We start from the raw sequence: 13,081 nt of genomic DNA, 5'->3' as shown, positions 1-13,081 counted from the left end.
TTTCTAGTGCGTAGCACAAGACCCGGCGGGTCTAGGACATAAAAACAAAACCGCAGCCCAAGCTGCGGTTTTTCATGGTTTTATTTAACCCGCATCCCTGGGGTGGCACCGTCATCAGGGCTTAACAGGAAGATCTCGCTGCCACCTGGGCCTGCGGCCATCACCATGCCTTCGGACATGCCAAATTTCATTTTGCGCGGTGCCAGGTTTGCCACCATTACCGTCAGACGGCCAACCAGCTGTTCCGGCTGATAAGCGGCTTTGATGCCGGCAAAAACCTGACGGGTTTCGTTGCCTAAATCCAGTTGCAGACGCAGCAGTTTATCTGCGCCCTCGACATGTTCCGCACTGACGATTTTGGCGATCCGCAGGTCCAACTTCGCAAAGTCATCAATATTGATGGTCGGCGCAATAGCCTCAATCTCAGTCGTGGCCGCGTTTGCAGCCGGCTTCACGCCTGCTGGAGCCGCAGCTGGCTGCAGATTGTCTTTCGACGCATCAACCATCGCCTGAACTTTAACCGGATCCACGCGTTGCATCAGCGCCTTAAACGGCTGGATAGCGTGATTCAGCAACGGCTGTTGATAATTGTCCCAACGCAGTTCGCTGTTTAAGAAGACTTCCACTTCTTTCGCCATGTTTGGCAGCACCGGTGCTAAATAATGCATCAGCACGCGGAACAGGTTGATGCCCATTGAGCAGACATCCAGCGTTTCCTGTTGTTTGCTGTCGTCTTTGGCAAGCACCCACGGCGCTTTGGCGTCGATATACTGATTGGCTTTATCAGCCAGCGCCATAATGTCGCGGATGGCGCGGGCATATTCCCGTTCTTCAAACGATGCCGCGATGCTGTCACCCTGTGCGATAAATTCGGCGAAAAGTTCTGGCTCGGCCAGCGTTGCTGACAAAGTACCGTTGAATTTTTTCGTCACAAAGCTGGCGCAACGGCTGGCGATATTGACCACTTTACCGACCAGATCGGCATTCACTTTTTGCGAGAAATCATCGAGATTCAGGTCGAGATCGACGATGCCTGAAGTCAGTTTCGAGGCGAAATAATAACGCAGATACTCCGGGTTCAGATGCTCGAGATAGGTGCGGGCCTTGATAAAGGTACCGCGGGATTTCGACATCTTGGCACCATTGACGGTGACAAAACCATGCGCGAATACACTGGTTGGTTTGCGGTAACCGGCGCCATGCAACATCGCCGGCCAGAACAGGCTGTGGAAATAAATGATGTCTTTGCCGATGAAATGGTAGACCTCAGCGTCTGAATCCAGCTGCCAGAACTGGTCAAAATCGACGCCGGTTTTACTGCAGTAATTTTTAAAGCTGGCCAGATAGCCAATAGGCGCGTCTAACCAAACGTAGAAAAATTTGCCCGGTGCGCCCGGGATCTCAAAGCCAAAATACGGCGCATCGCGGCTGATGTCCCATTGCTGCAGGCCGTCTTTAAACCATTCCTGCAGTTTATTGGCCATCTCGTTTTGCAGGGCTCCGCCACGGGTCCAGTCCTGCAACATTTGCTCAAAGGCGGGTAAATCAAAGAAATAGTGCTCAGAATCCTTTAACACCGGCGTCGCACCGGACACCACAGATTTCGGATTTTTCAGCTCGGTCGGGCTGTAAGTCGCGCCACAAACGTCACAGCTGTCGCCGTTTTGATCCAAAGCGCCGCATTTCGGGCAATCGCCTTTAACAAACCGGTCCGGCAGGAACATTTGTTTTTCCGGGTCAAACAGCTGGCTGATTGAGCGGCGTTTAATATAACCACCGGCGTCGAGTTTGGTATAAATCTCGCTGGCAAAAGCCTGGTTTTCGCTGCTGTGCGTGCTGTGATAGTTATCAAAACCGATCAGAAATTCAGCAAAATCAGCCTGATGTTCAATCGCGGTCTGGGCAATCATTTGTTCCGGCGTCAGGCCAAGTTGCTGCGCTTTGAGCATGATCGGCGTGCCGTGGGCGTCATCGGCACAGACGTAATAACACTGATGACCACGCGCTTTCTGAAAACGCGACCAGATGTCGGTTTGAATGTATTCGAGCAGATGCCCAAGGTGAATAGGGCCGTTAGCATAAGGTAAGGCGCTGGTGATTAAGATTTTACGTGTCGTCATGAACCGGCTCTGTATCGATGAATGCAATGAAAACAATGGGGGACATGATACAATAGCCAGCCTCAAAGCGCGACACTGCCGGCGCAGTTGTCCGCAGCAATTCGTGTGATCTTCGTGTGACCGATGGAGTCGCCGCGATCTGGTTGTCGCCCATACAAGGAACAGCTTGTGTTTTCATTCTGGAAAAAAACCACGACCACACCACAGGCTGACTGGCCTGAATCTCTGACTAGCCTGCTTAGCCAGCCTTTTTCGGCCATTTTACCGCTGGCACTGACTGAAATTGCCGACATTGCATTAAACAAAACTGAGCTTTCCCTGACGTTGCCATTCCCGGCGTTATGGTTGCAGGCTGAGCTGCAGCAACAGCTGGATGCGCGGGCGCTGGCGTTGCAGGCGACTGTCAGCTGGCGCAACGAACTGCCGGCTGCTTTTGGCACGGTCAAGCAAGTGGTACTGGTGGCTTCCGGCAAAGGCGGTGTCGGCAAATCGACGACAGCGGTCAATCTGGCGGTTGCGCTGGCGCAACAAGGTGCCCGCGTCGGACTCCTGGATGCCGACATCTATGGTCCGTCGATCCCGCTAATGTTGGGCGAAGCACAAAGCCGCGCCACCTCGCCGGACGAAAAACATTTAAATCCACTGCAAAAATTCGGCATCTATCTGCAATCGATTGGCTTTTTGGTCGACCCGGAAAATGCCACGGTCTGGCGTGGCCCGATGGCCAGTCAGGCGCTGATGCAGCTAGTCAATGAAACCTTGTGGCCGGAGCTGGATTATCTGGTCGTGGACATGCCGCCAGGCACCGGTGACATTCAGCTGACGATGTCGCAGAAATTGCCGGTCGCCGGCGCGGTGATTGTCACCACGCCGCAGGATGTGGCGCTGGCGGATGCGAAAAAAGGCATCCAGATGTTCCGGCAGGTCAATATTCCGCTGTTGGGACTGATTGAAAACATGAGTTTTTATCAGTGTCCGCAATGTGGTCACGAAGACGATATTTTTGGCACGGCCGGCGGGCTGGAACTGGCACAGCGTTATCAGGTGCCGGTGCTCGGGCAGTTGCCTTTGCAGTCGGCCATTCGCGAAGCCGGCGATGCCGGCAGTCCGATTGTGTTGCAAAAAGACCATCAAACCGCTGAAATCTATCAAAAAATGGCACAGCAACTGATCTTCACTTTATACTGGCAAACCCGGCTTAGCCCGCAACAGGCTGTCGAAATAATAATGACGGATGATTAACATGAGACTTTGTGATCGCGATATCGAACAATATCTGGCGGAAGGCCGGATCCAGATCGAACCCAGACCTGCCGCCGATATGATTAGCGGAGTCAGTGTTGATATCCGGCTCGGTCATAAATTTCGCACCTTTCGTGCTTATGCCGCGCCGTTTATTGATTTGTCTGGTCCGCGCGAAGAAGTGCAGCAGGCATTAGATTCCGTGATGAGCGATGAGATTGTGCTGACCGATGATGAAGCATTTTTTCTGCATCCGGGCGAGCTGGCGCTGGCCATTACCCTTGAATCGGTCACGTTACCGGCCGACATCGTGGGCTGGCTGGATGGGCGTTCAAGTCTGGCGCGGCTGGGGTTGATGGTGCACGTGACGGCACACCGGATTGATCCGGGCTGGTCTGGCAATATAGTGCTGGAGTTTTATAACAGTGGCCGCTTGCCGCTGGCGCTTCGTCCCAATATGAAAATTGGCGCGTTGAACTTTGAATTGATGACTGGGGAAGCTGCCCGGCCTTACAACAAACGCGAAGACGCCAAGTATCGCGCGCAGACTGGGGCTGATGCCAGCCGGATTGGGCAGGACGATCCAGGCCACGCCTGAGTCAGCATCGCAGAACTAAAGCTGTAGAAATTAAAAAGCCCATACAAAACGTATGGGCCGAAGCAATAAAGCAAAAATGAAGCAGGGCAATTATGCTGGATTTTTGCTTGTCTATGCAAGATCAGACTGCAGCTTTTTTGCTGCGGCACAGCGTTATCAGGTCAGTGTCAGGCAAAAATACTGCATAAATAGCCAAAAACGCCTGATGCAAAAGGAACTTCGTGATGAAACTGGCAGATATCGGCCGACTGTTGATCCTCGCCGCAATCTGGGGCGCATCGTTTTTATGCATTCGGGTGGCGGTTCCGGCATTTGGTCCGGGTGCACTGATGACAGGCCGGGTCGGGCTTGCCGCTTTGTTTTTAGCTATCATCGGGCTATTGTGGCGCAAACGGCTGATTTGGCGCGGCAAAGTACCACATTTCCTGCTGCTGGGACTGATTAATTCGGCTTTGCCATTTTTCTTGTTTGCTTATGCGGCGCACTGGCTAACAGCGTCAGTATTGTCGGTGCTTAATGCGACAGCGCCGATTTGGGGCGCGGTGCTTGGCGTGTTGTTTTTCCGCCAGCCGCTGTCCGCCAGACTGGCATTTGGTCTGGTGCTGGGCGTGACTGGTGTTGGGATCCTGGTCGGGTTTGATGCGGTCGTGCTGCAACCCGATGCTGGATTGGCTATCGCGGCTGGCGCTGGGGCCGCCTGTTGTTATGGCCTTGCCACTCATTACACCCGGCGGGCTGAAGCGGTCGAGCCGTTCGCCAATGCGCACGGCAGTATGTGGGGCGCATTGTTGTGGTTGTTGCCAGTTGCATTGTTACAACCGCCGGTCACGGCGCCAACAGTCTGGCAAGCCGGGGCATTGTTGATGTTGGGCGTGCTCTGTACCGGCGTGGCCTATTTGCTGTATTTTGCGTTGGTGCGTGATATCGGCGCTACACCGACCTTAACCGTCACATTTTTAATTCCGGTGTTTGGTGTCAGCTGGGGCGCGTTATTTTTAGGCGAAACGGTTGGCTGGCATACGTTGATTGGTGCGTTGACGGTGTTAACCGGCACCGCCCTAGTCACCGGCGTCTCGGTCACGAAGTTATGGCAACAAATGTACGCAAAAGCGTAAAAAATTAGTTATTCAGAAAGAGTTCAGAATGCCGGCCCTATAACTGGGGCAATGCTGCGGAGTTATAATCCGCAGTAAGGTGCAAAGCGGGCTGCGCACGCAGCGAGGAGCTATAGATGTCGAGCCGAATACTGTTGTTATCTGCCATTACTGTTGCATTATTTACCCAGTTTCCGGCGCTTGCTGCGGACAAACAGGCTGCAGCCAAAGCCACTGCGCAGCTCAGCAAACCGGCAGCTCCGGCAACTGCCACCAAAGCGAAAAAACTATTCTCTCAGGCCGAGCTGGATCAAATGCTGGCGCCGGTCGCGTTGTATCCAGACACTGTGCTGTCGCATGTGCTGATCGCCGCCACATACCCGTTAGAAATTATCAAAGCCACCCGCTGGTTGTCCGGCAAACCGGGCATGACGTCGGAACAAGCGTTAAAAGCAGCCGAAAATGAAAGCTGGGATCCAAGCGTTCGCGCGTTGGTCGCTTTTCCGCCGCTGCTGACCAAAATGAATAACGAACTGGAGTGGACGCAAAAGCTCGGCGACGCTTTTCTTATTCAGGAAAAACAAGTGATGGCGACCGTGCAGAACCTGCGCGAAAAAGCCTATACCGCCGGTAATTTAAAAAATCAGGAACACTTACGCGTTGAGCGCAAAGAAAAAGTCATAGTGATCGAGCCGGCCAGACCAGAAGTGATTTATGTACCGGTGTACGACACCCGGGTGGTGTATGGTGACTGGTGGTGGCGTTCATATCCGCCGGTGCACTGGCCATACCCGACAGGCTATCGCCGTCATTCGTCGTTTTATTGGGGCGCCGGTGTGCAAGTGGCACCGAACTTCTATTTTTCAACGTTTTATTGGCCACGCAATGAAATTGTGGTGATCCATCATCACGATTACCGGCCGCGGCACTATTACCGCAATCATGAAATTATCCAGCATGAAGAACGCCGGCATTGGCAACATAACCCGCAGCACCGTCATGGCGTGGTGTATCACACCTCCTATGAGCCGGTGCGCGAAAGCCGTGGTGAAGCCTGGCGGTATGAAGATCAAGGCGACCGCCGGCGCTGGGCAGCAGAACGTCGTCAGGATAATAATGTCGCGTTACCGGGCGACCAGCAGATCATCAACCAGCCAGATCCGGATTTAGACAATTTACGCCGTCAGCAACAGGAACGGGAGCAAGTGTTTGCTCAACCGGAAAATGAGCTGAATCCACAGACACAGCCCGTGACTGTCACGCCGGATCAAGGCAATACGCAGGCACCGGTGCAACCAGTTGGCGAAACGGTCGACAACAATAAAGATGGTATCGATGACCAGCCGGTGTTTGAACAACCGGTGACAAATATGCCAGTGACCGATGCGCCCACTGAGCCTGCTCCAATCAGTGAACAGCCTGCGCCAACAGATCAGTTGCCGCAGCCTGAGTTACAACCAGAGTTGCAGCCGGAACAGCTGCCGCAGCCAGTGACAGAACAACCGGTTTATCAAGATCCTGAGCCGCAGCCGGTGTATGAACAGCCACAGCCGGTGGACCAACAGCCAGAACCTGTATTCCAGCAACCAGAGCCGGTGTATCAACAACCTGAACCGGTGCAACAACCGGAGCCGGTATATCAGCAACCGGAGCCGGTGTATCAGCAACCGGAACCGGTGTACCAGCAGCCAGAGCCGGTGTATCAGCAGCCCGAGCCGGTATATCAGCAACCGGAACCGGTGTACCAGCAGCCAGAGCCGGTGTATCAGCAACCGGAGCCGGTGTACCAGCAGCCTGAACCGGTGTATCAGCAACCGGAGCCGGTGTACCAGCAACCGGAGCCGGTGTACCAGCAGCCTGAACCGGTCAGTCAGCCGGTGATTGAACAGTCTGGTATTCAATAGTCATGAACAGGCGGCCTGCGGGCTGCCTGTCGCTTTAACAAGAGTCAGTTGGTTATTGCTTTGAAATAATCTGCTTGGGAGAAACTATGCAGCTTTATGGTTCGACATCGTCACCTTTTGTCCGTCGTTTGCGCTTATTGTTGGCCGAGCGGCCGCATGAATTCATCAGCCTGAATATTTTTGAATCGGCAGATCGTGAACGCTTAATTGCATTAAATCCAACGCGCAAAGTGCCGATGTTGGCTGACGGCGAGCAGGTGGTGTTTGATTCGGGTGTGATCTACCGGTTTCTCAGCCAAAAGTTTTTACTGACGCCGCTGAGCTGGTCACAGGAAAATCTGCTGACCATTATCAATGCAGCCAATGATTCTTTAGTCGAACTGTTGCTGTGTAAACGTTCTGGTTTTGATGTCCGGGACAACAAATTGTTTTTTAACCTGCAGCATGAGCGGGTACAGGCCACGCTGAAAATTTTGAACAGCAAGGTCGCTGCCGGTGAATTTGCCCAGTGGGACTATCTGGCGATGAGTTTGTATTGCCTGGTCGACTGGATTTGCTTTCGCGAGTTGGTTGATATGCAGCCGTTTGGCGCTTTGCTGCAATTTAAAATTGCCCACCAACAGGAAGTTGGTGTTGCCGAGACAGATCCACGCCTGGGTTAACCTGCGTTGATCATAAAATATGGGCTGCAATTGCAGCCCTTGTTATTTGGTTTCGTGCCAATGCCGCAGTGATTTAGTCCAGGCCGATAAAACCACCGGTTTGATGCGCCCATAACTGGGCATAAATGCCGCCTTGGGCGATCAACTGCTGATGGCTGCCTTGTTCAACAATCGCGCCCTGATCAAGCACAATCAGCCGGTCCATCGCCGCAATCGTCGACAGCCGGTGTGCAATGGCAATGACGGTTTTGCCGGCCATTAACTGATTCAGGCTGTGCTGAATGGCTGCTTCCACTTCGGAATCAAGCGCCGAGGTGGCTTCATCCAAAATCAGGATCGGCGCGTTTTTCAGCAACACCCGTGCGATGGCAATTCGCTGGCGCTGACCGCCGGATAATTTCACGCCGCGCTCACCCACTTGTGCATCCAGGCCTTGATTACCACGTGGATCACTAAGCTCCGCGATAAACTGGTCGGCCTCGGCGGCTTTTACTGCAGCCAGTAATTGCGCTTCAGACGCATCGGGCCGGCCGTACAGAATATTTTCCCGCACCGTGCGGTGCAGCAAGGATGTGTCCTGCGTCACCATAGCAATTTGCGCGCGTAACGAGTCCTGACTGACCTGGCGGATATCCTGGCCATCAATACGGATCTGGCCAGTTTCCAAATCGTAGAAACGCAATAACAGATTGACCAAAGTTGATTTGCCAGCGCCGCTACGACCGACCAGACCGACTTTTTCACCCGGTTTGATATTTAAATCCAGCTGCTGCAGCACGTTTCTGCCCTGACTGGCGTATTGGAAGCAGACTTTATCAAACGCAATAGCGCCGCCACTAACTTGTAAAGGTTGTGAATTCGGGCTGTCCAACACTTGTTGCGGTTGCGCCAGCGTGGTGATGCCATCGGCCACAGTGCCGATGTTTTCAAACAGGCTGCTGACTTCCCACATGATCCACTGCGACATGCCGTTTAAGCGCAGCGACAAACTAACAGCGATAGCGATAGCACCAACACTGACAGCCTGCAGCGTCCATAACCAGATCGACATCGTCGCGACTGAAAAAACCAATAAATAATTCAGCGCCTGCACACTGAAATTCAGCCAGGTCACCAGGCGCATTTGCTCGTACACCGGATCTAAAAAACGCGACATGCTGTCGCGGGCATATTCGGCTTCACGGCTGGTGTGGGAAAACAGTTTAATGGTGTTGATGTTGGTATAACTGTCGACGATCCGGCCCGTCATATCCGAGCGGGCATCCGCCTGGCGGCTGGCAACATCTTTGAGCCGCGGCACAAAATACACCTGCAGGCAGATATACAGGCCCAGCCAGACCAGCAATGGCAATACCAGCCGCCAGTCGGCATCAAACACCAGATATAACATGGTGGTGAAGTACACCAGCACATAAACCATCACATCAAGTAATTTGGTGGCGGTTTCGCGCACAGCCAGCGAGGTCTGCATCACCTTCGTTGCGATACGGCCGGCAAAATCGTTTTGGTAGAAGCTGACGCTTTGTTTCAGTAAATAACGATGCGCCTGCCAGCGGATCGCCATTGGATAATTGCCGAGTAACGTCTGGTGCAACACCGCAGAGTGGAGCAGTACCAGCAGCGGCATACCGACTGCAGTGAGCAGGCCCATGCGGATCAACGTGTCCTGTTCGGTCTGCCACAACGTAGCCGGATCTTTTTGCACCAGCCAGTCGACGAGTTGCCCCATAAAACCAAACAACGATACTTCCAGCATCGCCAGCAGGGCCGTTAATAACGCCATCACGACGAGTGGAATTTCCATGCCTTTGCTGTAATGCCGGCAAAATGCATAGATACCTTTGGGCGGCTGCGTGGGTTCCGCCGCCGGAAAGGGATTGGTCAACTTTTCAAAAAACTGCAGCATGGCAGACCTCAACAAGGCCCGCCATCTGCACGGCGGGCGTTAATAATTGCAGAGAATATCGCGGCTACACGCCAGCATGGCCTGCACTTGCGCCGGACTGATATCCAAATGAGTGACTAAACGGATGCGGGATTTCGACTGGCCAGACTGCTGATAAGTGCTGCTGGTCAGGCGGACCTGATGTTTGCCTAATTCTGCCACAAAATGGCCGGCAAGCGCAGCGTCCAGATCGCAGAAAATGATATTGCTTTGTGGCATTTGCAGTGAAAACTGTGTTTCCAGTCCGGTATCAACAACGATTTGCTGCAGGCCGTTTGCCAATTGCTGCGCATGCTGATGATCATCGGCGAGCCGGTGGACATGATGTTGCAACGCATACAAACCGGCCGCTGCCAGCCCACCGGCCTGCCGCATGCCGCCACCGAGCATCTTGCGCACGCGGCGGGCGCGGGCGATGAAGTCATGGCTACCCAATAACAACGAACCGACCGGCGCGCCAAGCCCTTTGGACAAACACACGGAAATCGAGTCATAACCACTGACCAACTGACGGGCAACCTGGTAGGGATCGGCCTGGGTCTGGCTGGCAATAGCGACTGCAGCGTTAAAGATCCGCGCACCATCAATATGGCAGGCCAGTTGGTTCGATTTGGCGAGAGCCGCCATCTGTGCCATGTAGTCGAGGCCGAGCACCTGACCACCGGTGGTATTTTCAATCACCAGCAAACGGGTGCGGGCAAAATGCGGATCGTCCGGTTTAATCGCGGCCTGGACGTCAGCGGCCAGCAAACTGCCATCTGGCTGGTTGGCCAGTGGTTGTGGCTGAATCGATCCCAGCACGGCCATGCCGCCGGCTTCCCATTTATAGGTGTGCCAGTTTTGCCCGACGATCGCTTCGTCACCACGCTGACAATGGCTCATCAGCGCGATCAGATTGGTCATAGTGCCGCTTGGCGCAAACAGCGCGGCGTCAAAACCGAGTAATTCAGCGGCATACGTCTGCAGCGCGTTGACCGAAGGGTCATCGCCAAATACGTCATCACCCAGTGGCGCATTGGCCATGGCGGCGCGCATTGCTGCAGTGGGTTGGGTGACGGTATCAGAACGAAAATCAGGCATCAGGTACATCCTCAGGTGGTCATTCTCAATCAGCATACGAGGTTCACCTTGTTGCTGCAGCCTATTGTGACAAGCAGGGTCGGTTCTGCGACAAAGTTCAGTGGATTTATTGCTTAGTCGCCGTCACTTCGCTTGTCGCCAGTTGTCATTTGCCAGGCGCCAGGGGGCTGGCGTCAGTTGTCAGGCAAAAAATCGTCCGGCAACCGCGCCAAATCACTGACTAGCCAGGCAGGGTCCAGATGCTGTGCCAACTGCGCCGGTAAAAAACGGATTAACTGTGCGGCAGTGGCGGACAATCGCCGATCACGCCGCGCCACCAGATACCAGTGACTTTCCAGCGGTAAGCCCGGCAAATGTAACTGTTCGACGGGTTCAGTGCCGGCCTTTAGTGTATGCGCTGACAACACGGCGAGACCCAGGCCCGAAGCGACACTTAAGCGGATCGCTTCGTTACTTTCAATTTGCATGGTTTTTTGCAGCACCAGCCCCTGACTGCTGAGCCAGCTTTCCAGCATCATTCGGGTGGCGGAGCCGGGTTCGCGGATCAGGAATCGTTCGTCTTTCAGATCGGCCATCCCAAGTCCGGACTTATCTACCGCCCAATGGCCGGGTGGCGCAATCAATTGAAGCGGGTTTTTCAAAAGACGCCGGGCCAGCACCTGATTGCCCGCTGGCGGATGGCTGAATAAGAACAAATCATCCTGCTGCTGTTCAAAGCGGCTCAGGATCTGGGCGCGGTTGCCAATGTTCAAGATCAGTTCAATATGCGGAAACTGGCGGGAAAACTCGGCTAACAGCGGTGGCAGGATATATTTGGCGGTGGTGACTATGCCGAGGCTCAGACTGCCGCTATTGCCGGCACGGGCACTTTGCACAAACTGGGAGAAATCGGCAAAGCGGCCCAGTACATCCTGACTGGCGCGGTACAGCTCAGCGCCAACCCGGCTCGGCACCAGGTTGCCATGTTGGCTCTCCAGCAAAGGTTCGCCAGCCCAATCTGTCAGTTTTTTCAGCTGGATGGAGACGGTCGGTTGTGTCAGGTGCAACTGGCGCGCAGCCTGGGAAATGCTGCCGGTTTGCACCACCGCTTGATACACCTGCAACAAACGAAAACTCAAATGGCGAACATTCATAGATGTTTATCTATATTGGCATGTGAATATATTTATTATTCCTTAATCCTTGGCGCAGGCACAATAGCCGCCGGCTGGATCTGGAGGATTTAATGATGCCCGATATAGTAATTGCGTTTTTTGCCTTTGGCCTGATTGCCGGTTTGTTGAAATCGGATCTGAAGGTACCCCATTCGATTTATGAAACTTTGTCAATCCTGTTAATGCTGGTGCTTGGCTTAAAAGGCGGTCTGGCGTTGCATGGTCAGGTCACCGGACAGTTGTTACTGGGCTTGTTGCCAGTCGCATTATTGGGATTTATTTTGCCGCTGCTGTGTTATCCAATCCTGCGTCATCTGGTGAAACTGCGGACGGATGATGCAGTCAGTATTGCAGCGCACTACGGCTCAGTCAGTGCCGGTACTTTTGCGTTAGTGCTGGCGATGGTGGAGAGATCCGGATTGCCCGTCGCGGCGCAAACGACATTATTTCTGGTACTGCTGGAGCTGCCGGCCATCATCATTATGTTGTGGTTACATCGCCGGCTGACCGGTGAAGGCAGTGCCGGCGGGATTTGGCGCGAATCTTTGACCAGCCGGGGGGTACTGCTGCTAGGTGGCGGCGTATTGATTGGTTATAGCTATGGACCTGTTGGGCTAGAGCCGATTGCGCCAGCCTTACTCGGTGGCTTTAAAACCATGCTGGCACTGTTTCTCTTAGAAATGGGTTTGTGTACGGCAAAAGCCTGTGTGCCGTTACCGCTGGCGCAGTGGCGTTTGTTGATGTTCGCCGCACTGATGCCATTTTTATTGGCCTGGAGCGGGATTGGCACTGCATTATTACTGGACTTACCGCAAGGTAGTGCCGTGATCCTGGCCGGTCTCACCGCCAGTGCTTCGTACATCGCTGCGCCGGCCGCGATCCGAGCGGCGATCCCATCAGCCAACATTGGTCTGGCCATGTTGGCTGCGTTGGGGATCACCTTTCCGGTCAACGTGTTGATTGGTTTGCCTGTCTATCAGCACTGGGTCAGCTGGTTTTATCCGTGACCATAGTGGATCTCAGGACTGATGCCAGCCTAGCTGGCGTCTCAGCCAATGCCAGGTGTCATTCTCCGGTTGATGCACTTTGGTTTTGGCTGGTGCAGTCTGTTGTAAATCTGCTTTGATCCAGGGGGGCGCCACACTGCCGTAGCCTGCAGTGGGAAACAGTTCTGGGGGACGGGTTCTGCTCAGTTGTTCAGTCTTCATTACATCACCTCTGCGTAGCGTCTCAGGACAGTCCGGCATTATGCCGGACCTGTGTTGCAGTCAGATGATCAGGG

Annotated in this window: 11 protein-coding genes; 6 read left to right on the top strand and 5 right to left on the bottom strand. The window is 53.9% G+C overall.

Features of this window, described 5'->3' with window-relative positions; all coding sequences use genetic code 11:
* Window positions 1–80 precede the first annotated feature (80 nt).
* Window positions 81–2,120 (bottom strand): methionine--tRNA ligase, encoded by a 2,040-nt coding sequence (gene metG / locus ACQ66Q_RS04895; RefSeq protein WP_430455766.1) that lies wholly within the window; start codon window positions 2,118–2,120, stop codon window positions 81–83.
* Window positions 2,121–2,288: 168 nt separating this feature from the next.
* On the opposite strand from metG, the gene apbC reads away from it, so the two are divergent.
* The 5 genes from apbC (at window position 2,289) to ACQ66Q_RS04870 (ending at window position 7,620) form a co-directional block, all read left to right on the top strand.
* A complete protein-coding gene (gene apbC / locus ACQ66Q_RS04890) occupies window positions 2,289–3,362 on the top strand; it encodes an iron-sulfur cluster carrier protein ApbC (RefSeq protein WP_430455765.1) in 1,074 nt (357 codons plus the stop codon).
* Window position 3,363: 1 nt separating this feature from the next.
* Window positions 3,364–3,960, top strand: a complete 597-nt coding sequence (gene dcd / locus ACQ66Q_RS04885) for a dCTP deaminase (RefSeq protein WP_430455764.1) — start codon at window positions 3,364–3,366, stop codon at window positions 3,958–3,960.
* Between the two features lie 224 nt (window positions 3,961–4,184).
* Window positions 4,185–5,075 (top strand): DMT family transporter, encoded by an 891-nt coding sequence (locus ACQ66Q_RS04880; protein ID WP_430455763.1) that lies wholly within the window; start codon window positions 4,185–4,187, stop codon window positions 5,073–5,075.
* A gap of 116 nt (window positions 5,076–5,191) precedes the next feature.
* Complete coding sequence (locus ACQ66Q_RS04875) at window positions 5,192–6,958, top strand: DUF3300 domain-containing protein (protein ID WP_430455762.1); 1,767 nt, start codon at window positions 5,192–5,194, stop codon at window positions 6,956–6,958.
* An 86-nt stretch (window positions 6,959–7,044) separates the two neighbouring features.
* Window positions 7,045–7,620 (top strand): glutathione S-transferase family protein, encoded by a 576-nt coding sequence (locus tag ACQ66Q_RS04870; protein ID WP_377243131.1) that lies wholly within the window; start codon window positions 7,045–7,047, stop codon window positions 7,618–7,620.
* Between the two features lie 73 nt (window positions 7,621–7,693).
* On the opposite strand, the gene ACQ66Q_RS04865 is transcribed toward ACQ66Q_RS04870, so the two are convergent.
* From ACQ66Q_RS04865 to ACQ66Q_RS04855, 3 genes are all read right to left on the bottom strand, one after another.
* Window positions 7,694–9,526, bottom strand: coding sequence for an ABC transporter ATP-binding protein (locus tag ACQ66Q_RS04865; RefSeq protein ID WP_430455761.1), 1,833 nt, complete (start codon window positions 9,524–9,526; stop codon window positions 7,694–7,696).
* A 39-nt stretch (window positions 9,527–9,565) separates the two neighbouring features.
* Entirely contained in the window at window positions 9,566–10,645 is a 1,080-nt protein-coding gene (ltaE, locus tag ACQ66Q_RS04860) for a low-specificity L-threonine aldolase (protein ID WP_430455760.1), read from the bottom strand.
* A 173-nt stretch (window positions 10,646–10,818) separates the two neighbouring features.
* On the bottom strand, window positions 10,819–11,778 hold the full coding sequence (locus ACQ66Q_RS04855; protein ID WP_430455759.1) for a LysR family transcriptional regulator: 960 nt from the start codon (window positions 11,776–11,778) through the stop codon (window positions 10,819–10,821).
* Between the two features lie 92 nt (window positions 11,779–11,870).
* Between ACQ66Q_RS04855 and ACQ66Q_RS04850 the strand changes: the two genes are divergently transcribed.
* Window positions 11,871–12,806 carry a sodium-dependent bicarbonate transport family permease gene (locus tag ACQ66Q_RS04850; protein WP_430455758.1) on the top strand — a complete coding sequence of 312 codons (936 nt, stop codon included), beginning with the start codon at window positions 11,871–11,873 and terminating at the stop codon, window positions 12,804–12,806.
* A gap of 12 nt (window positions 12,807–12,818) precedes the next feature.
* Here ACQ66Q_RS04850 and ACQ66Q_RS04845 read toward each other — a convergent pair whose 3' ends face one another.
* Window positions 12,819–13,007 (bottom strand): hypothetical protein, encoded by a 189-nt coding sequence (locus ACQ66Q_RS04845; protein ID WP_430455757.1) that lies wholly within the window; start codon window positions 13,005–13,007, stop codon window positions 12,819–12,821.
* Between the last annotated feature and the right edge of the window lie 74 nt (window positions 13,008–13,081).

The organism is Rheinheimera sp. (assembly GCF_965283995.1).
Classification (GTDB): domain Bacteria; phylum Pseudomonadota; class Gammaproteobacteria; order Enterobacterales; family Alteromonadaceae; genus Pararheinheimera.
The sequence above is the reverse complement of the archived record's forward strand: the minus strand, read 5'-3'. Positions and strand labels throughout refer to the sequence as shown.

Coding starts and splice junctions, on each gene's coding strand:
- ACQ66Q_RS04875 (WP_430455762.1), top strand. CDS start 5,192: ATGTCGAGCCGAATACTGTTGTTATCTGCCATTACTGTTGCATTATTT.
- ltaE (WP_430455760.1), bottom strand. CDS start 10,645: ATGCCTGATTTTCGTTCTGATACCGTCACCCAACCCACTGCAGCAATG.
- ACQ66Q_RS04850 (WP_430455758.1), top strand. CDS start 11,871: ATGATGCCCGATATAGTAATTGCGTTTTTTGCCTTTGGCCTGATTGCC.
- ACQ66Q_RS04880 (WP_430455763.1), top strand. CDS start 4,185: ATGAAACTGGCAGATATCGGCCGACTGTTGATCCTCGCCGCAATCTGG.
- ACQ66Q_RS04845 (WP_430455757.1), bottom strand. CDS start 13,007: ATGAAGACTGAACAACTGAGCAGAACCCGTCCCCCAGAACTGTTTCCC.
- ACQ66Q_RS04865 (WP_430455761.1), bottom strand. CDS start 9,526: ATGCTGCAGTTTTTTGAAAAGTTGACCAATCCCTTTCCGGCGGCGGAA.
- metG (WP_430455766.1), bottom strand. CDS start 2,120: ATGACGACACGTAAAATCTTAATCACCAGCGCCTTACCTTATGCTAAC.
- ACQ66Q_RS04855 (WP_430455759.1), bottom strand. CDS start 11,778: ATGAATGTTCGCCATTTGAGTTTTCGTTTGTTGCAGGTGTATCAAGCG.
- dcd (WP_430455764.1), top strand. CDS start 3,364: ATGAGACTTTGTGATCGCGATATCGAACAATATCTGGCGGAAGGCCGG.
- ACQ66Q_RS04870 (WP_377243131.1), top strand. CDS start 7,045: ATGCAGCTTTATGGTTCGACATCGTCACCTTTTGTCCGTCGTTTGCGC.